Origin of the sequence: Citrobacter sp. RHB35-C17 (assembly GCF_013816795.1) — a bacterium.
GTDB classification, from domain to species: domain Bacteria; phylum Pseudomonadota; class Gammaproteobacteria; order Enterobacterales; family Enterobacteriaceae; genus Citrobacter_A; species Citrobacter_A amalonaticus.
In genome coordinates this window covers 1,200,709-1,220,264 of the sequence record NZ_CP057150.1, presented here as the reverse complement: position 1 = coordinate 1,220,264, position 19,556 = coordinate 1,200,709, and the positions used below count along the sequence as shown (strand labels likewise).

The 19,556-nt window shown below is 53.1% G+C and carries 18 protein-coding genes; 10 read left to right on the top strand and 8 right to left on the bottom strand.

Annotated features, from left to right (window positions below):
• Positions 1 to 145: 145 nt before the first annotated feature.
• The 4 genes from clpX to bolA form a co-directional block, all read right to left on the bottom strand.
• Positions 146 to 1,420, bottom strand: a complete 1,275-nt coding sequence (gene clpX, locus HVZ37_RS05730; RefSeq protein WP_042324505.1) for an ATP-dependent protease ATP-binding subunit ClpX — start codon at positions 1,418 to 1,420, stop codon at positions 146 to 148.
• A 127-nt stretch (positions 1,421 to 1,547) separates the two neighbouring features.
• Positions 1,548 to 2,171: an ATP-dependent Clp endopeptidase proteolytic subunit ClpP gene (clpP, locus tag HVZ37_RS05725; protein WP_002891804.1), complete on the bottom strand. Its 624-nt coding sequence runs from the start codon at positions 2,169 to 2,171 to the stop codon at positions 1,548 to 1,550.
• A gap of 245 nt (positions 2,172 to 2,416) precedes the next feature.
• Entirely contained in the window at positions 2,417 to 3,715 is a 1,299-nt protein-coding gene (gene tig / locus HVZ37_RS05720; RefSeq protein WP_043001579.1) for a trigger factor, read from the bottom strand.
• Positions 3,716 to 4,056: 341 nt separating this feature from the next.
• A complete protein-coding gene (gene bolA / locus HVZ37_RS05715; RefSeq protein ID WP_042324511.1) occupies positions 4,057 to 4,374 on the bottom strand; it encodes a transcriptional regulator BolA in 318 nt (105 codons plus the stop codon).
• A 307-nt stretch (positions 4,375 to 4,681) separates the two neighbouring features.
• Here bolA and HVZ37_RS05710 point away from each other — a divergent pair, with 307 nt between their 5' ends.
• The 8 genes from HVZ37_RS05710 (at position 4,682) to HVZ37_RS05675 (ending at position 13,548) form a co-directional block, all read left to right on the top strand.
• The gene (locus HVZ37_RS05710; protein WP_043001580.1) at positions 4,682 to 5,260 is read left to right on the top strand and encodes a lipoprotein; all 579 of its coding nucleotides are present in this window, start codon (positions 4,682 to 4,684) and stop codon (positions 5,258 to 5,260) included.
• A 47-nt stretch (positions 5,261 to 5,307) separates the two neighbouring features.
• Positions 5,308 to 6,783 (top strand): muropeptide MFS transporter AmpG, encoded by a 1,476-nt coding sequence (ampG, locus tag HVZ37_RS05705; RefSeq protein WP_043002002.1) that lies wholly within the window; start codon positions 5,308 to 5,310, stop codon positions 6,781 to 6,783.
• A 457-nt stretch (positions 6,784 to 7,240) separates the two neighbouring features.
• On the top strand, positions 7,241 to 8,197 hold the full coding sequence (gene cyoA, locus HVZ37_RS05700; RefSeq protein WP_043001581.1) for a cytochrome o ubiquinol oxidase subunit II: 957 nt from the start codon (positions 7,241 to 7,243) through the stop codon (positions 8,195 to 8,197).
• An 11-nt stretch (positions 8,198 to 8,208) separates the two neighbouring features.
• Positions 8,209 to 10,200 carry a cytochrome o ubiquinol oxidase subunit I gene (cyoB, locus tag HVZ37_RS05695; RefSeq protein WP_043001582.1) on the top strand — a complete coding sequence of 664 codons (1,992 nt, stop codon included), beginning with the start codon at positions 8,209 to 8,211 and terminating at the stop codon, positions 10,198 to 10,200.
• Entirely contained in the window at positions 10,190 to 10,804 is a 615-nt protein-coding gene (locus HVZ37_RS05690; protein ID WP_043001583.1) for a cytochrome o ubiquinol oxidase subunit III, read from the top strand. Before cyoB ends, HVZ37_RS05690 begins: the two co-directional genes overlap by 11 nt.
• On the top strand, positions 10,804 to 11,133 hold the full coding sequence (locus HVZ37_RS05685; RefSeq protein ID WP_043001584.1) for a cytochrome o ubiquinol oxidase subunit IV: 330 nt from the start codon (positions 10,804 to 10,806) through the stop codon (positions 11,131 to 11,133). Before HVZ37_RS05690 ends, HVZ37_RS05685 begins: the two co-directional genes overlap by 1 nt.
• A gap of 11 nt (positions 11,134 to 11,144) precedes the next feature.
• The gene (cyoE, locus tag HVZ37_RS05680) at positions 11,145 to 12,035 is read left to right on the top strand and encodes a heme o synthase (protein ID WP_080343218.1); all 891 of its coding nucleotides are present in this window, start codon (positions 11,145 to 11,147) and stop codon (positions 12,033 to 12,035) included.
• A 148-nt stretch (positions 12,036 to 12,183) separates the two neighbouring features.
• The gene (locus HVZ37_RS05675) at positions 12,184 to 13,548 is read left to right on the top strand and encodes an MFS transporter (RefSeq protein ID WP_181628189.1); all 1,365 of its coding nucleotides are present in this window, start codon (positions 12,184 to 12,186) and stop codon (positions 13,546 to 13,548) included.
• Between the two features lie 36 nt (positions 13,549 to 13,584).
• On the opposite strand, the gene HVZ37_RS05670 is transcribed toward HVZ37_RS05675, so the two are convergent.
• Positions 13,585 to 14,076 carry a YajQ family cyclic di-GMP-binding protein gene (locus tag HVZ37_RS05670; RefSeq protein WP_043001587.1) on the bottom strand — a complete coding sequence of 164 codons (492 nt, stop codon included), beginning with the start codon at positions 14,074 to 14,076 and terminating at the stop codon, positions 13,585 to 13,587.
• A gap of 113 nt (positions 14,077 to 14,189) precedes the next feature.
• Here HVZ37_RS05670 and panE point away from each other — a divergent pair, with 113 nt between their 5' ends.
• Both panE and yajL read left to right on the top strand, forming a co-directional pair.
• Positions 14,190 to 15,101, top strand: a complete 912-nt coding sequence (gene panE, locus HVZ37_RS05665; protein ID WP_044258965.1) for a 2-dehydropantoate 2-reductase — start codon at positions 14,190 to 14,192, stop codon at positions 15,099 to 15,101.
• Entirely contained in the window at positions 15,064 to 15,654 is a 591-nt protein-coding gene (gene yajL / locus HVZ37_RS05660) for a protein deglycase YajL (RefSeq protein ID WP_181628188.1), read from the top strand. The genes panE and yajL overlap by 38 nt, the downstream gene beginning before the upstream one ends.
• Before the next feature lie 75 nt (positions 15,655 to 15,729).
• Here yajL and HVZ37_RS05655 read toward each other — a convergent pair whose 3' ends face one another.
• The 3 genes from HVZ37_RS05655 to HVZ37_RS05645 are packed head-to-tail and all read right to left on the bottom strand — an operon-like array spanning position 15,730 to position 19,412.
• Positions 15,730 to 16,518, bottom strand: coding sequence for a DmsC/YnfH family molybdoenzyme membrane anchor subunit (locus HVZ37_RS05655; protein WP_181628187.1), 789 nt, complete (start codon positions 16,516 to 16,518; stop codon positions 15,730 to 15,732).
• Positions 16,519 to 16,528: 10 nt separating this feature from the next.
• Positions 16,529 to 17,074, bottom strand: coding sequence for a 4Fe-4S dicluster domain-containing protein (locus HVZ37_RS05650; RefSeq protein WP_044258969.1), 546 nt, complete (start codon positions 17,072 to 17,074; stop codon positions 16,529 to 16,531).
• Between the two features lie 4 nt (positions 17,075 to 17,078).
• Positions 17,079 to 19,412 carry a molybdopterin-dependent oxidoreductase gene (locus HVZ37_RS05645; protein WP_104446095.1) on the bottom strand — a complete coding sequence of 778 codons (2,334 nt, stop codon included), beginning with the start codon at positions 19,410 to 19,412 and terminating at the stop codon, positions 17,079 to 17,081.
• Positions 19,413 to 19,556: the final 144 nt, after the last annotated feature.

Sequence of the window (19,556 nt, the reverse complement as noted above, 5' to 3'; positions counted from 1 at the left end):
TGGCATAGCTGTGCTTCATGCCACCTTTAACATGTATGTCAGTATATGGGGATGTTTCCCACACATTCAACGCCATGATTACGGAAAAAGTAAAGGGGAGATAAAATCCCCCCTTTTTGATTAACTGATTGTATGGATTGGCTAATTATTCACCAGATGCCTGCTGGGCTTCCGGCTTGCCGTAAATCAGTAATGGCTTGCTCTGACCGCCGATCACCGACTCATCAATCACCACTTTTTCGACGTCTTCCATCGAAGGCAGATCATACATGGTATCCAGCAGCGCGGCTTCTACGATGGAACGCAGACCACGGGCACCGGTTTTACGCGCCATGGCTTTGCGGGCAATCGCATCCAGCGCTTCGTCGCGGAACTCCAGGTCAACGCCTTCCAGATTGAACAGCGCCTGATACTGCTTGGTCAGCGCGTTTTTCGGCTCTTTCAGGATCTGGATCAGCGCTTCTTCGCTCAGTTCGCTCAGCGTTGCCACAACCGGCAGACGACCAATAAACTCAGGAATCAGACCAAACTTGATCAAATCTTCCGGCTCAACCTGCGAGAGCAGTTCGCCTTCGCTGGCCTTGTCGGATTTCGCTTTCACCGTTGCACCAAAACCAATGCCGGAGCCGGTTTCAACGCGGTTGGCGATCACTTTATCCAGGCCGGCAAACGCACCGCCACAGATGAACAGGATCTTAGAGGTATCCACCTGCAAGAATTCCTGCTGCGGATGTTTACGTCCACCCTGCGGCGGAACGGCAGCAACCGTCCCTTCGATCAGTTTCAGCAGCGCCTGCTGTACGCCTTCACCGGAAACGTCACGGGTGATCGACGGGTTGTCAGACTTACGGGAAATCTTGTCAATTTCATCGATATAGACAATACCACGCTGCGCTTTCTGCACATCGTAGTCGCACTTCTGCAACAGTTTCTGGATGATGTTCTCAACGTCCTCACCCACGTAACCCGCTTCGGTCAGCGTGGTGGCATCCGCCATCGTGAACGGAACATCCAGCAGGCGCGCCAGCGTTTCCGCCAACAGCGTTTTACCGGAGCCGGTCGGACCGATCAGCAGAATATTACTTTTGCCCAACTCGACGCCATTACTGGTGTCGCCGTTGCGCAGACGTTTGTAGTGGTTGTATACCGCGACCGCCAGCACTTTCTTGGCCTGTTCCTGACCGATGACGTAATCGTCAAGATGGTTACGAATTTCGTGTGGCGTCGGCAGCGCACTGCGTTCACGATGCGGTGCTACTTCCTTAATCTCTTCGCGAATGATGTCGTTACACAGATCGACACATTCATCGCAGATATACACGGATGGACCGGCGATGAGCTTACGCACTTCATGCTGGCTTTTGCCGCAAAAAGAGCAGTACAACAATTTGCCCGAGCCATCTTTGCGTTTATCTGTCATGAGTCAAAACCTCTTCTTTGTTCTTTGTGCCGCACACGACGACGCAAAATGCCATTCTCAGGCGCAACTCGCTTTGTCGCGTTGTGCCGCCCCTGGTAAGTATAGCGGCAGAGTTGCGCCCCGGGCATCAATTACGATGGGTCAAAATCGAGTCGACTAAGCCATACTCAACTGCCTCAGCGGCAGAGAGGAAGCGATCGCGCTCAGTATCACGCTCAATCTGCTCAAGAGATTGACCCGTATGGTGTGCCATAAGTTCGTTCATGCGCCCTTTAACTTTCAGGATTTCACGGGCGTGAATTTCAATATCCGTTGCCTGGCCCTGGTAACCGCCCAACGGCTGATGGATCATTACGCGGGAGTTCGGCAGGCAGAAACGTTTACCTTTCGCCCCGGCTGTCAGCAAGAACGCGCCCATTGAGGCCGCCTGGCCCATACAAATGGTGCTGACGTCTGGCTTAATAAACTGCATGGTGTCATAAATCGACATGCCTGCGGTAATTACGCCGCCCGGAGAGTTAATGTACAGGTAGATATCTTTTTCCGGGTTTTCGGCTTCCAGGAACAGCATCTGCGCCACAATCAGGTTAGCCATATGATCTTCGACCTGGCCGGTCAGAAAAATGACACGTTCCTTAAGTAGACGAGAGTAGATATCAAAAGAGCGCTCACCACGTGAGGTCTGTTCAATGACCATCGGCACCAGCGCCATATGGGGTGCAAAGTTATCTCGTTCGCCGCTGTATGACATTTCCGTCTCCTGGATAAAAAATGAAAAAACCTGCTGTACCGATTGTAACCTTATGGACGGATTATCAGCTAGTCCCTCTGTTATGGGTACGGCATCGCCATAATTCAAGCATAACAATCTTTTGCCTGAACGCTAACACCGAAAAGGGCTTTTTCGCACGCTTCCATGCAAAAGTCATGACAAAAAAAAGGCCCGCCACCTGACGGTGACGGGCCTTTGAGCGAAATTCGCGCGTTTAAGCGGAATTACGCCTGCTGGTTCATCAGCTCATTGAAGGTCGTGGCTTTTTCAGTCACTTTGGCTTTCGCCAGAACCGCTTCAACCGCCTGCTCTTCCAGAGCGACGTTACGCATGTTGTCCATCAGCTCTTTATTTTTGCTGTAGAACTCGATCACTTCTTTCGGATCTTCGTAAGCAGAAGCCATCTCTTCGATCAGGCCCTTCACGCGATCTTCATCCGCTTTCAGTTCATTGGTACGAATCACTTCGCCCAGCAGCAGACCCACAACTACGCGACGCTTAGCCTGTTCTTCGAACAGTTCACGCGGCAGTTCCAGCGCTTGTTTCTCGTTACCACCGAAACGCTGAGCAGCCTGACGACGCAGAACGTCGATTTCGCTGTCAATCAGTGCAGCAGGAACGTCGATGTCGTTCGCTTTCACCAGACCGTCGATTGCCTGAGATTTAACACGGTTACGCACCGCGCCTTTCAGCTCGCGTTCCATGTTTTTACGGACTTCAGTACGCAGACCGGCAACGGAACCATCTTCAACGCCAAAACGTTTGATGAATTCTTCAGTCAGTTCCGGCAGCTCACGCTCTTCCACTTTCTTCAGGTTGATGGCGAATTTCGCCGCTTTACCTTTCAGGTTTTCAGCGTGGTAGTCTTCCGGGAAAGTCACGTCGATGGTGAACTCTTCGCCCGCTTTGTGACCTTTGATACCGTCTTCAAAGCCCGGGATCATACGACCCTGGCCCATCGCCAGTACGAAATCAGACGCTTTACCGCCTTCGAACTCTTCGCCGTCTACAGAACCGGTGAAGTCGAGGGTGACGCGGTCTTCTGCATCCGCAGCGCCGTCTTTATCTTTCCAGGTCGCCTGCTGTTTGCGCAGGGTATCCAGCATCACGTCAACATCCGCATCGGTGACTTCAACAACCGGTTTTTCAACTTCGATTGTGTCCAGGCCGGTCAGTTCAACTTCCGGATAGACTTCGAATTCTACCGCGTAGGTGAAATCTTCACCCAGTTTGTATTCGCCCGGAACGTAGTTCGGTGCGCCAGCCGGATTGATTTTTTCTTTGATGATGGCATCAACGAAGTTGCGGCTCATCAGGTCACCCAGAACGTCCTGGCGAACGGACGCGCCATAACGCTGAGCAACAACATTCATCGGTACTTTGCCTTTACGGAAGCCGTCAATACGCACTTTCTTCGCTACGTTGACCAGCTCGCTTTTAACAGCGGTCTCGATGCTGTCAGCAGCGATAGTAATCGTTACACGGCGGCCAAGGCCTTGAGTGGTTTCAACTGAAACTTGCATCTTGTTACCTCAAAAAATCACAGTGCTCGGTCAACTCTACTCCGCAAGCACAGATTATTAGCTTCGCGGAACCGGGATGTTCTCTTAATCAATCACATTCCCTGTCGTCAGAATCATCCCGAAGACATTCAAATAAGACGCGGCATTATAGCGGCATCACTTTTATGAGTCGAGAACGGTTATTACGCGTTGCTGCGGCATTTTTCACAATTCCCGGCTATTCTTGCCCTGAAAAGGGTTTGACTCGTGCAAAATTCAGACAAAACAAAACGGCCCGCAGGCCGTTTTCACATAATCTTTAGCAACATACTGGAAAAACGCCAGCAGTTGCAAATGCGTTTTTACGCGATGCTTCCCGCACCACGACAGGGAGGTGACGCAAAGATCGTATCCTGCAACCCTTCCCACTCTTTGATGGTATAAGTATGCAGAGCCAGCGCGTGAACCGTCGTAGACAGTTCTGCGGTTAATGTACCGTAGATCATCCGATGACGATTCAAAAAACGCTCGCCGGTAAAGCGATCGCTAACCAGAACGACCTTAAAGTGGCTTTCTGAGCCAGCCGGGACATTATGACGATAGCTTTCATCCACGACCTCGAGGAACACGGGTTGGAACGCTGCCCTTAATTTTTCTTCTATTTGCTCACGTATCATCATGATATATCTCCTCAAACGGCGCTGAGATGTCACCCATCCCTTTAAATATTAGCCGCTTTTACCGGTTCCATTGCGCCATTACAACAAAAATTTAGCCTTCGTCTGATTTTCGCCATCAACGCGATGAAGTTTACTGATTCAACCCGTTGGGGGATGGCATAAATGCCCAATTTGGTCTCTATAACTTCATTATTCCGACAACATGATGAATTTACATGCGTTACCCACTTCCCCTCGCCGTTGGCGATGTTATGATGGCGGGAATTTTTCTCTATCCATATGATTAAGAGTTACTGAGAGCACGAACATGTTAAAAAAAATCCTCTTCCCGTTAATCGCGCTTTTCATGCTGGCGGGCTGTGCGACACCACCAACCACGATTGACGTTTCGCCTAAAATCACGCTCCCGCAACAGGATCCTAGCCTGATGGGCGTGACCGTTAGCATCAACGGCGCCGATCAGCGTCCGGACCAGGCGCTGGCGAAAGTGACCCGCGACAATCAGTTGGTGACACTGACGGCCTCCCGCGATCTGCGCTTCCTGTTACAAGAAGTGCTGGAAAAACAGATGACCTCGCGCGGTTATATGGTTGGCCCGAACGGTGCGGTGAACCTGCAGATCATTGTTAACCAGCTATACGCGGATGTGTCTCAGGGCAACGTGCGTTATAACATTGCCACCAAGGCCGATATCGCGATCATCGCGACGGCGGCCAACGGCAACAAGATGACCAAAAACTACCGCGCCAGCTACTCCGTTGAAGGCGCGTTCCAGGCGACCAACAAGAATATCGCCAACGCGGTTAACAGCGTGCTGACCGATACGATTACTGATATGTCTCAGGACACTAGCGTCCACGACTTCATCAAACAGAACGCTCGTTAATTTCTGCCCCCTGACCCGGCTCCGCGCCGGGTCAGCTTTATATGCCCATGCCTAGTCACTACTTACGCATTTTTCAACAACCGAAATCAGCCATTTTGCTGATGTTAGGTTTTGCCTCCGGCCTGCCGCTCGCGTTGACCTCCGGTACGCTTCAGGCATGGATGACCGTCGAGAATATCGACCTGAAAACCATCGGTTTCTTTTCGCTGGTCGGTCAGGCTTACGTCTTTAAATTTCTCTGGTCTCCGGTCATGGACCGCTACACACCGCCCTTTTTAGGTCGTCGTCGTGGCTGGTTGCTGACGACGCAATGTTTGTTGCTGGTCTCCATCGCTGCGATGGGTTTTCTGGAGCCCGGTAGCCAGTTGCGATGGATGGCGGCGCTGGCGGTAGTGATCGCCTTTTGTTCAGCGTCGCAAGATATTGTGTTTGACGCCTGGAAAACGGACGTCTTAGCCGCAGAAGAGCGCGGAACCGGTGCGGCAATCAGCGTGCTCGGCTATCGCCTCGGCATGCTGGTGTCCGGTGGACTGGCGCTGTGGATGGCCGACCGCTGGCTCGGCTGGCAAGGCATGTACTGGCTGATGGCAGCATTACTGATCCCTTGTATTATTTCCACTCTGCTCGCCCCCGAACCGACCGACAGCATTCCGGTGCCAAAAACGCTGGAGCAGGCAGTCGCAGCCCCGCTACGCGATTTCTTCGGACGTAACAACGCCTGGCTGATTTTGCTGCTCATCATCCTTTATAAGCTGGGTGATGCCTTCGCCATGAGCCTGACCACCACCTTTTTGATTCGTGGTGTGGGCTTTGACGCCGGAGAAGTGGGCGTCGTCAATAAAACGCTGGGGCTTATCGCCACGATTATTGGCGCGCTGTACGGCGGGGTGTTGATGCAACGGCTGACGCTGTTTCGCGCTTTACTGATTTTCGGCATTCTGCAGGGCGTCTCTAACGCCGGATACTGGCTCCTGTCGGTGACCGACAAGCACATGTTCAGCATGGCTGCGGCGGTGTTTTTCGAGAACCTGTGCGGGGGAATGGGGACGTCAGCGTTCGTCGCGCTACTGATGACGCTGTGTAATAAGTCATTTTCCGCCACCCAGTTTGCCCTGCTGTCAGCGCTTTCTGCCGTGGGGCGCGTCTATGTTGGCCCGGTTGCCGGTTGGTTTGTCGAGGCGCATGGCTGGTCGACGTTTTATCTTTTCTCCGTCGTGGCCGCCGTTCCGGGCCTGATATTGCTGCTGGTGTGTCGGCAAACGCTGGAGTACACGCGACAGAGCGAAAGTTTCCTGCCGCGAACAGAATTCCGTTCGGCCTACCGTCTGGCGTTATGGATTTTGATGGCGGGATGCGTGTTGCTTGCCGTCTGGCTGCTGTTGCTGTCGCTGAACGCGCTGGCGTTCACTAACTTCTCCTTCCTCGCCGGACTGCTGGAAGTCGCAGTGACTATCGCCATTTTCGGCATCGTGTTTGGCGGCTTGCTCGACTATCTGGCGCTACGCAAAACGCGGCTGGTGTAAGCGCCCCTTTATTTAGCCGTTGTAATCACCTTGCGTAATTATATCGGCTAAATAAACAACAACTGAAAAAATTAATATTTGTTGTTTTGTGCGCAATAGAATCTGGAAATTATTGACGCCTTTTATAGGTTTTATTTTCCTTACTCGATTCAGCCGAAACACATTTATTTTTTGTATTTTATTTGTCTCTTTGTTGATAATCACTTGTTAACCAATTGTTTTATTTTTACATTGGTTATACCAATTACCCTCGCGTCGCCTCCCTGAAGTCCCCTTTCGTTATAACGTGATGTTGCAACAGGTTCTTAATGCTGAAACGACATATCTTGCAACATATGTGACACGTGCGGCAGAACCCGGTAACACAGATCCAATGATGTTTACAGTAATGTAACCTTCCCGTAAAATGCCCACACACTTTAAACGCCACCCGGTCCCGTGGAATTGAGGTCGTTAAATGAGACTCAGGAAATACAATAAAAGTTTGGGATGGTTGTCATTAATTGCAGGCACTGCATTACTCAGTGGCTGTAATTCTGCGCTGTTAGATCCCAAAGGACAGATTGGACTGGAGCAACGTTCGCTGATACTGACGGCATTTGGCCTGATGTTGATCGTCGTTATTCCTGCAATCTTGATGGCTGTAGGTTTTGCCTGGAAGTACCGTGCAAGCAATAAAGATGCGAAGTATAGCCCGAACTGGTCACACTCCAATAAAGTGGAAGCGGTGGTCTGGACGGTTCCTATCTTAATCATCATTTTCCTTGCCGTGCTGACCTGGAAAACCACTCACGCTCTTGAGCCAAGCAAGCCGCTGGCGCATGACGAGAAGCCCATTACCATCGAAGTGGTTTCCATGGACTGGAAATGGTTCTTCATCTACCCGGAACAGGGCATTGCTACCGTGAATGAAATCGCCTTCCCGGCGAACACTCCGGTGTACTTCAAAGTGACCTCTAACTCCGTGATGAACTCCTTCTTCATCCCACGTCTGGGCAGCCAGATTTATGCCATGGCCGGTATGCAGACTCGCCTGCATCTGATCGCCAATGAAGCCGGTACCTATGACGGTATCTCCGCAAGCTATAGCGGACCTGGCTTCTCCGGTATGAAGTTCAAGGCTATCGCAACAGAGGACCGCGCCGCATTCGACCAATGGGTTGCTAAAGCGAAACAGTCACCGAACACCATGAGCGACATGGCTGCGTTCGAGAAAGTGGCTGTGCCAAGCGAATACAACCAGGTGGAATACTTCTCCAACGTGAAACCCGATTTGTTTAAAGACGTGATTAACAAATTTATGGCTCACGGTCAGAGCATGGACATGACCCAACCGGAAGGTGAGCACAGCTCGCACGAAGGAATGGAAGGCATGGACATGAGCCACGCGGAAGCCGCCAACTCAAGGGGCTGAGGAAGAATACGATGTTCGGAAAATTGACACTGGATGCAGTTCCGTTCCATGAACCCATCGTCATGGTTACGATCGCTGCTATTATCATCGGTGGTGCGGCTTTACTTGGCCTGATTACTTACTTTGGTAAGTGGACCTACCTGTGGAAAGAGTGGCTAACTTCGGTTGACCACAAACGCCTTGGCATCATGTATGTCATCGTCGCTATCGTCATGTTGGTTCGTGGCTTTGCTGACGCCATCATGATGCGTAGTCAGCAAGCGCTGGCGTCTGCAGGTGAAGCGGGCTTCCTGCCGCCTCACCACTACGATCAGATATTCACGGCTCACGGCGTGATCATGATCTTCTTCGTGGCAATGCCATTTGTTATCGGTCTGATGAACCTGGTGGTTCCACTGCAGATTGGTGCGCGTGACGTTGCGTTCCCGTTCCTGAACAACCTGAGCTTCTGGTTCACCGTTGTCGGCGTTATCCTGGTTAACCTGTCTCTGGGTGTGGGTGAATTCGCGCAGACCGGTTGGCTGGCGTACCCGCCGCTCTCGGGAATTGAGTACAGTCCAAGCGTCGGGGTCGACTATTGGATATGGGCAGTCCAGTTGTCCGGTATTGGTACAACCCTGACCGGTATCAACTTCTTTGTGACTATCATTAAGATGCGCGCGCCAGGCATGACCATGTTCAAGATGCCGGTCTTTACCTGGGCATCGCTATGCGCAAACATCCTGATTATCGCCTCCTTCCCGATTCTGACGGTTACCGTCGCGTTGCTTACCCTGGATCGTTATCTGGGCACCCATTTCTTTACCAACGATATGGGCGGCAACATGATGATGTACATCAACCTGATTTGGGCCTGGGGCCATCCGGAAGTGTACATTCTGATTCTGCCGGTATTCGGGGTGTTCTCGGAAATCGCCGCGACCTTCTCACGTAAACGTCTGTTTGGTTACACCTCGCTGGTGTGGGCAACCGTGTGTATTACCGTATTGTCGTTCATCGTCTGGCTGCACCACTTCTTTACCATGGGTGCCGGTGCGAACGTTAACGCCTTCTTCGGTATTACCACCATGATTATCGCCATCCCGACCGGGGTGAAGATCTTCAACTGGCTGTTCACCATGTATCAGGGCCGTATCGTATTCCACTCAGCAATGCTGTGGACGATTGGCTTTATCGTGACCTTCTCAGTCGGCGGGATGACCGGCGTACTGCTGGCGGTCCCGGGCGCGGACTTTGTACTGCACAACAGTCTGTTCCTGATTGCGCACTTCCATAACGTTATTATCGGCGGCGTCGTATTTGGTTGCTTCGCGGGTATGACCTACTGGTGGCCAAAAGCGTTTGGCTTCACGCTGAACGAAACCTGGGGTAAACGCGCATTCTGGTTCTGGATCATCGGCTTCTTCGTTGCTTTCATGCCGCTGTATGTGCTGGGCTTTATGGGGATGACTCGTCGTCTCAGCCAGCAGATTGACCCTCAGTTCCATCCGATGCTGGTTGTTGCTGCCTGTGGCGCCGCGCTGATTGCAGTGGGTATCCTGTGCCAGTTCATTCAGATGTATGTTTCTATTCGCGACCGCGAACAGAATCGTGATCTGACCGGTGACCCATGGGGTGGCCGTACGCTGGAATGGGCAACGTCTTCTCCGCCTCCGTTCTATAACTTTGCCGTTGTGCCGCACGTTCATGAGCGTGATGCCTTCTGGGAAATGAAAGAAAAAGGTGAAGCGTACAAGCAGCCTGCGCACTATGAAGAGATTCATATGCCGAAGAATAGCGGTGCCGGTATCGTCATTACCGCCTTCGCGACGCTGTTTGGTTTCGCCATGATCTGGCATATCTGGTGGCTGGCTATTGCAAGCTTCGCAGGCATGATCATCAGCTGGATTGTGAAAAGCTTTGATGAAGATGTGGACTACTACGTGCCGGTCCCGGAAATCGAAAAACTGGAAAACCAGCATTTCGATGAGATTACTAAGGCAGGGCTGAAAAATGGCAACTGATACTTTAGCGCACGCGACTGCCCACGCGCACGAACACGGGCACCACGATGCAGGCCAGAACAAAATCTTCGGATTTTGGATCTACCTGATGAGCGACTGCATTCTGTTCTCTATTCTGTTTGCTACCTATGCCGTTCTGGTGAACGGCACCGCAGGTGGCCCGACAGGTAAGGACATTTTCGAACTGCCGTTCGTTCTGGTTGAAACTTTCTTGCTGTTGTTCAGCTCCATTACCTATGGCATGGCGGCGATCGCCATGCACAAGAACAACAAGAGCCAGGTGGTTTCCTGGCTGGCGTTGACCTTCTTGTTTGGTGCCGGCTTCATCGGGATGGAAATCTATGAATTCCATCATCTGATTGTTAACGGTATGGGCCCGGATCGCAGCGGCTTCCTCTCTGCGTTCTTCGCGCTGGTCGGCACCCACGGTCTGCACGTGACGTCCGGTCTTATCTGGATGGCCGTGCTGATGGTACAGATCGCCCGTCGCGGCCTGACCAGCACCAACCGCACCCGCATCATGTGCCTGAGCCTGTTCTGGCACTTCCTGGACGTGGTGTGGATCTGTGTGTTCACTGTTGTTTATCTGATGGGGGCGATGTAATGAGTCATTCTAACGTGAACAGCGGCGCGTCCCATGGCAGCGTAAAAACCTACATGACAGGATTTATCCTGTCGGTCATCCTGACGGTCATTCCGTTCTGGATGGTAATGACAGGTGCTGCCTCTCCGGCCGTAATTCTGGGGACTATCCTGGCAATGGCAGTGGTGCAGATTCTGGTGCATCTGGTGTGCTTCCTGCACATGAACACCAAATCTGATGAAGGCTGGAACATGACGGCTTTTGTCTTTACCGTGCTGATCATCGCCATCCTGGTTGTCGGTTCCATCTGGATCATGTGGAACCTCAACTACAATATGATGATGCACTAAGAGCGGCGGTTATGATGTTTAAGCAATACCTGCAAGTAACGAAACCAGGCATCATCTTTGGCAACCTGATCTCGGTGATCGGGGGGTTCCTGCTGGCCTCCAAGGGCAGCATCGACTATCCTCTGTTCATCTACACGTTGGTCGGAGTGTCACTGGTTGTGGCGTCGGGTTGTGTATTTAACAACTACATCGACAGGGATATCGACAGAAAGATGGAAAGGACCAAGAATCGGGTGCTGGTAAGAGGCCTGATCTCTCCTAAAGTCTCGCTGGTGTACGCCACCCTGCTGGGTATTGCTGGCTTCATGCTGCTGTGGTTTGGCGCGAACCCTCTGGCCTGCTGGCTGGGGGTGATGGGCTTTGTGGTTTATGTGGGCGTTTACAGCCTGTATATGAAACGCCACTCGGTCTACGGGACGCTGATCGGCTCTCTCTCCGGTGCGGCGCCGCCGGTGATCGGCTACTGCGCAGTCACCGGAGAGTTCGACAGCGGCGCGCTGATTCTGCTGGCGATTTTCAGCCTGTGGCAGATGCCGCACTCTTATGCCATCGCGATTTTCCGCTTTAAGGATTATCAGGCGGCTAACATCCCGGTTCTGCCGGTGGTGAAAGGCATCTCTGTCGCCAAAAACCATATCACGCTGTACATCATCGCATTTGCCATCGCGACGCTGATGCTCTCTCTGGGCGGTTATGCCGGATATAAATATCTGGTGGTGGCGGCAGCGGTGAGCGTCTGGTGGTTAGGCATGGCGCTGCGCGGTTACAAAGTGGAAGATGACAGAGTCTGGGCGCGCAAGCTGTTCGGTTTCTCCATCATCGCCATTACCGCGCTCTCCGTGATGATGTCCGTCGACTTTATGGTGCCGGATTCACACAATCTGCTGACCTACGTCTGGTAAGCCAGATAACGGTATTAAAAGGGTGCTTCGGCACCCTTTTCTATTTCTGTCACAAATCTCTCTTCCGGTAATATTTACTCAATAACCTCATGTTTACCCCGCCTGCTTAGCGCTTTACACTAGGCGCGAAATTGAGACAGAGGTGGGAATGAACGATTATAAAATGACGCCGGGTGAGTTGCGCGCCACCTGGGGTTTAGGGACCGTATTTTCGCTGCGCATGCTTGGCATGTTTATGGTCCTGCCGGTTCTGACCACATACGGTATGGCGCTACAGGGCGCCAGTGAAGCCTTGATTGGACTCGCCATCGGCATCTATGGTCTGACGCAGGCTATTTTTCAGATCCCCTTCGGACTGCTTTCCGACCGTATCGGTCGTAAGCCGCTGATTGTCGGCGGGTTAGCGGTGTTTATTCTCGGCAGTATTATCGCCGCGCTGTCAGACTCCATCTGGGGCATTATTCTTGGCCGCGCGTTACAAGGTTCGGGCGCGATTGCCGCCGCGGTGATGGCGCTGCTGTCAGATTTAACCCGCGAGCAAAACCGCACGAAAGCGATGGCGTTTATTGGCGTAAGCTTTGGCATCACCTTCGCGATCGCCATGGTGCTTGGGCCAATCATCACCCACGCCCTGGGTCTCAACGCCCTCTTCTGGATGATCGCCGTCCTGGCGACGCTTGGGATCGTCCTGACGCTGTGGGTGGTGCCAGACAGTGACAACCACGTGCTTAATCGCGAATCAGGAATGGTGAAAGGCAGCTTCAGCAAAGTGCTGGCGGAACCGAAACTGCTGAAACTCAACTTTGGCATCATGTGTCTGCACATTCTGCTGATGTCCACCTTCGTTGCCCTACCCGGCCAGTTGGCTGATGCCGGGCTACCCGCAGCGGAACACTGGAAAGTGTATCTGGTGACGATGCTGATTTCGTTTGGCTCGGTCGTCCCGTTTATTATCTACGCCGAAGTGAAGCGGCGGATGAAACGGGTGTTCCTGTTTTGCGTCGCGCTGATTGTGATTGCCGAGATTGTTCTCTGGGGCGCGGGCAGCCATTTCTGGGAACTGATTATCGGTGTGCAATTGTTCTTCCTCGCCTTCAATCTGATGGAAGCCCTCCTCCCTTCGCTCATCAGCAAAGAGTCTCCGGCGGGCTATAAAGGCACGGCGATGGGCGTGTATTCCACCAGCCAGTTCCTCGGCGTCGCGCTGGGCGGTTCACTGGGCGGTTGGGTCGACGGGATGTTTGACGGTCAGACGGTTTTCCTTGCCGGGGCGTTTTTAGCCGTTGTCTGGCTTGCCGTCGCCAGCACCATGAAAGAGCCGCCGTATGTCAGCAGCCTGCGGGTGGTCATTCCACCGGAGATTGCAGCCGATGACGTGCTGAAGCAGCGTTTACTGGCAACAGAAGGCGTCAGTGAAGTGTTGATTGCACAGCAGGAACATTCCGCCTATGTGAAGATCGACAGCAAAGTGACCAACCGCTTTGAGGTTGAACAGGCCATCAGCCAGGCGTAAAAAAGAAAACGGTCCGGAAAGCCGGACCGTTAAAGATTAATCGCGGAAGTTTTTAAACTGGAACGGCTGTCCCAAATCGCCGCCGCGCACCAGCGCCATCACGGACTGGAGGTCATCGCGGGATTTCCCGGTCACGCGAATCTCTTCGCCCTGAATCTGCGCCTGCACCTTCAGCTTGCTGTCTTTAATCAGCTTAACGATCTTCTTCTGCACGGCGCTCTCGATGCCCTGCTTCAGCTTCGCTTCGACAAACCAGGTTTTCCCGCTGTGTACGAACTCTTCCGGTACATCAAGCGATGCCCCTTCAATGCCGCGCTTAAGCAACTTGGCACGCAGAATATCCAGCAACTGGTTGACCTGGAAATCGGATTCGCTCAGCACCTTGATGGTTTTATTGGCATCATTGAGCTCAATGGTCGCTTCAACGCCGCGAAAATCAAAACGTGACTCAACTTCCCGAATGGCGTTATCTACGCCGTTACGAGCTTCCTGAAGATCAACTTCAGACACAATATCGAAAGATGGCATCTTTTCCTCTCCCTTCATTTTTGATGCGAAGCATAATACCTGCAAAGTGACTCAACAGACAGCGCTATACTATGTTAGCAAACACCTGGTGCTGTTGCGGGTGAGGAGGAAGAATGAAAATTACCGTACTGGGATGCGGAGCCTTAGGACAGTTATGGCTTTCGGCGCTGTGCAAACAGGGACATGAAGTACAAGGTTGGCTGCGCGTTCCGCAGCCCTATTGCAGCGTGAATGTGATTGAGACGGACGGGTCGATATTTAACGAATCCCTGACGGCAAACGATCCGGAGTTTTTAGCCACCAGCGATTTGCTATTGGTGACGCTCAAAGCGTGGCAGGTCTCCGACGCGGTCAAAGCGCTGGCGTCAACGCTGTCGGAAATGACGCCCATTCTGTTGATCCATAACGGCATGGGAACGATTGAAGAATTGCACGCTATCCACCAACCCTTGCTGATGGGAACGACCACCCACGCTGCACGTCGCGATGGCAACGTCATTATCCACGTCGCGAACGGCACCACGCGTATCGGTCCGGCGCGCGAGCAGGATGGCGATTTCAGCTATCTTGCCGATTTGCTGCAATGCGTGCTGCCCGACGTCGCCTGGCATAATAATATTCGTGCTGAGATGTGGCGCAAGCTGGCGGTGAACTGTGTGATCAATCCCCTGACCGCGCTGTGGAACTGCCCGAATGGCGAACTGCGCAACCATCCTGAAGAGGTCAATCTGATCTGCCAGGAAGTCGCGGCGGTCATTGAGCGCGAAGGTCACCATACCTCGGTGGACGATTTACGCTATTATGTCGAGCAAGTTATTGACAGTACAGCAGAAAATATCTCGTCTATGCTGCAGGATATCCGGGCCATGCGTCATACCGAGATAGACTACATTACCGGCTATCTGTTGAAACGCGCCCGTGCCCACGGGATTGCGGTGCCGGAAAACAGCCGCCTGTTTGAGTTAGTAAAACGTAAGGAGAGTGAGTATGAGCGCATCGGCACTGGTATGCCTCGCCCCTGGTAGTGAAGAAACCGAAGCGGTTACCACTATCGACCTGCTGGTTCGTGGTGGAATCAACGTCACCATCGCGAGCGTCGCCAGCGATGGCAGTCTGACCATTGTTTGTTCTCGCGGCGTAAAACTGCTGGCGGATGCGCCGCTGGTTGAAGTCGCCGACGGCGACTACGACATCATCGTCCTGCCGGGCGGCATTAAAGGTGCCGAGTGTTTTCGCGACAGCACGTTGCTGGTCGAAACCGTCAAGCAGTTTCACCGTTCCGGACGGATTGTCGCCGCCATTTGCGCGGCAGCCGCTACCGTACTCGTTCCGCATGACATTTTTCCCATCGGCAATATGACCGGTTTCCCGGCGCTGAAAGATAAAATACCCGCAGAACAATGGCAGGATAAACGCGTGGTGTGGGACCCGCGGGTGAAATTACTGACCAGCCAGGCCCCGGGGACCTCAATCGATTTTGGCTTAAAGATTATCGACCTGCTGGTTGGGCGTGAGAAAGCCCATGAAGTGGCGTCACAACTGGTGATGGCGGCAGGCATTTATAATTACTACGAGTAAGATGACGCCACACATGTCAGTCTCCAGGCCGGATAAGACGCTTTAGCGTCGCCATCCGGCCTGGAGACCAATCATTCAAAACCAGGGCGCGGAACTCATGACATTGCTGTAAAACAGCATTCTACCGGCCAGTTCTCCCGTGATGATGAGTGCCACCCATAGCCAACTGCGCATCCCGCTGTTCAGACGTGATACTCCCCACACTGCGACGCACACGCTGGCGAACAGCTGCCACCAGAGCAGAGGGCTGGATGCATCGGCACCCGGAACCTGATAGCGAAGGCCCAGTGCGCCTGCACTCAGTACAATGCCCGCCACAATCCCCGCATTACAGACCGTAGAAGGTGAAAGGTGCCAGTACGCTCTGGCAATGGCGACACTCATAAACCCCGTCAGCAACGCCGTTCCCAGGAAAGCGGCAGGCGTCGCAGCGTTGTGCCAGAGCGGGTGTAACGGCATCTGGTAATAGACCTGCGACGTCACCAGAATAGTGCCCAATCCCACCAGTGCCGTCACACCGCCCAGCAGCGTCATTCCGCGCGGCGCAGGCCTGAACCAGCACAGCAGTAGCCAGCAAAACATCACGCCATTGAGCACAATAAACACGGCCACTTCCCGGCTGAGCCAGGAGCTCCCCAGTCCAGTCAGAGATCGGTAAGCACCTTCAGGCGCTCCCAGATGCGCCAGCGACGCACAGGACCCCAGCACGGTAATGATCCAGAACCGAAGCGCCAGCGTACGACACTGCATTGCGCTGAATTTCTGTGCGCTGAAAACCTGGCATAGCGTCAGCGCCAGTACCCCGCCAGCCCCCCACTGAGCAAAGACGGTGAAGAAGACCAACGGCAATTCATACTGTTCCATGTTGTTCTCCTTAATCCCGCGGCGGAATAATGACAATGTTAGGCTGGCTAATCGTGTGATCGGGCAGGTTGTAGCGTTTTTCCAGCACCGTCCATGGCGTCGTATGCTCCTTACGCAGCTCTGCGATCTCGCCAAAACGTAATACGCCTGCAGGACAGGATTCTACGCAGCGCGGCTGCAATCCTTCATCGAGACGTTCAGCACACAGATTGCACTTACTGGTTTTCCCTTCTGCGGGATCGTACACCGGCGCACTCCACGGACAGGCCATGATGCACATCCGGCAGCCAATGCAGCGATCGTGATCCTGCACGACAATGCCGTCGGCGCGTTTGCTGTACGTCCCCGCCGGGCAGACTTTCATGCATTGCGGGTCATCGCAGTGGTTGCACGACATACTGATGAAGGCTTGCGTATTGGGTTCATCCGTATGGCGTTCACGAACCCGACGCCAGAGAACGCCCATCGGCGTCATGTTTTCTGATTTGCAGGCCATGCTACAGGTTTTACAACCGTAGCAATTTTGCATATCAATAAGAAATCCATACTGTTTCATGCAATTAAGCCTCCCTTCTCACATCGACGAGCGTACTGTTGCAACAGTGTCCATTGCCCAACACTTCCACCTGATCGTTAGTCACATGGCTACTGCTTCCGCCCTGCTGCTCCCACCAGCCGTTATCCAGACTCACCACTCCGCGTTTGATATGGGTGGTCACGTCAGCAATCGCCCGATGCTGACCGCGGTGATTGAACACCACGACCCACTCTCCGGGCTGAATCTTTCGCTGACGGGCATCTTCCGGATGGATCATCACATTCGGGCGGTTACGCTGAACCTCCAGGATCCACTCATTCATCCCGTGGCTGGAGTGCACGCTGCGCGCCAGTTTGCGCTGCACCGCCATTAGCGGGTAGGTTTGAGCCAGTTCAGGCGATCCTTTAACCGATTCTTTCACCTGCTTCCAGGTCACCACCGGCAGGAAATCTTTCTTCGCCCACTCCTCAATGTACAGATGCGCTTTGCCGGTCGAGGTGAGGAACTGGCCGTCTTTAAACGGGATCCAGTCATCTTCGACGGGACATACCGGCCCCTTTTTCAGCATGTCGCGGGTAATGCCCGAGCCTTTCAGGCAGGTGTCGATATAGTGCTCAATAGGCTGGTTAAAAACCTCGCCAAAACCAAAGCGTTCGGCCAGCCGGGCAAAAATCCAGTAATCGGGTTTGGCTTCTCCCGGCGGCTCCACGGCCTTCTCCATCAGTTGCACATAGTGACTGCGCACGCCCGCCATAAGGCTGACATCCTCAAAAATGGTCGTGACGGGGAGCACCAGATCGGCGTACAGCGCAGACGAACTCATCAGATTGTCGGCTACCACCACAAACGGTACCTTTTTAAAGGCCTCTCTGACCTGGTTGGTGTTGGGTAACTGGGTCATCGCACCCAGCGTCATATTCCACCAGAACTTAATCGCATGCGGTTTTTCATTAACGACCCAGTCACCAATTTTAGGAATAGGAATGGCGGGAATTTTGGCCGCATTTGGCGCCGGAGGAACGATGGGCGAGAATTTTGCCATCTGTCTGACGCCACCCGCATCGCAGACCCCCGCCCCGGCTTTGCCGATATTGCCGGTGATCAACGCCAGATAGAACTGGCTGGCAGCGACGTAAGTCCCAAACTCGGTTCTCTGTGCCCCCGACATGTTCTGAACAATCATCGCCGGTTGCGTTGCAGCGTAATCTCGTGCCAGACGGAGCACCGTCTGCGCGGGCACGTCAGTCTCCTCCTCCACTCTCTGCGCTGTCCAGGGTTTTGCCTGCGCCCAGACGTTATCCAGCACGGTGGTGAATTCACTGTTGGCAGGTAATTCCTCGCTGAGCAATGCGGGTATTACGCCGGGCGCATCATGGCGTTTCAGGGTCTGACTCTGGGTATCAAACACCAGATAGCTGTCCGCGTCATTTGGGTCGGCACGCATCAGTTGCTGCTGCGGATCCACCAGATAAACCGCACCGGTATGCGCGCGCAGGAAATCCGCGTCATAGCGTTTCTCCTGCATGATGATGTTAATCATCCCTAATGCCAGGGCGATATCCGTACCCGGCACGATCGGCACCCATTCGTCGGCTTTGGCCGCCGTTTCGTTAAATCGCGGATCGATCACTACCAACCGTGCGCCGTTTCTCTGCGCCTGTGAGTAGTTTTTAAAATAGGCATGCATGGTGACCGCCGGGTTATTCCCCCAACACAAAATGTAGCGGCTGTCTGCAATGGTATCGCGGGTATCGGCATAGCGCAGGCCAACCATCGGCATCATCGCCGCAGTGACCGCCGCGCAACAGAGCGACCCCGCGGTTTTGGTACTGCCACCAAGATAATCGAAAAAGGCTTTGGCCATATCGTTCTTGATGGAGTCCATGTTCCCGGAAGCGGCAGTGAGCAGTAACCCTTTATTGCCCTCAGTGGCAATGGTCTCCCGGATGTTCTTTTCAATGAGATCCAGCGCGGCGTCCCAGGTGATCGGTTTAAATTTCCCCTCGCCTTTTTCTCCCGTCCGCAACAATGGCTGCGTCAGCCGTAATGGGTGATAGACCCATTTGGTACGGCTAATTCCCCGTAAACAGCACTTCACATTGAAGCCTTTCGTCGCTTCAATTTTCATTAACCGGTCTTTCCAGACGTACGCCGTCAGGTTGCAGTGCAAACATTCCATCGCACAGGTCGAGCGGAACGTCTGGTAGTCCGATTGCTTAAGACGAAATCGGGGTAAAGGCGCACCGTTAGCCTGACGTAGCGTCAGAAACGTCGGTGCTAATGAAGATAACCCCACCACACCGAACCCTTTTAACAGGGTTCTTCTTTTTAAGCGGATATTGCTCAATGCGTCCATGTTCTTGCCTCTAAAATAGTTCATTATTAGTTAACCCAGGTTCACCAGTAATTAACCTGACCCAGGTCAACATCTAACCATTTAGGCGTAGTGCGCTTTTTAAATTGCGAAGGCAGTACTGATTTCAGCCGCGATGGTATACTC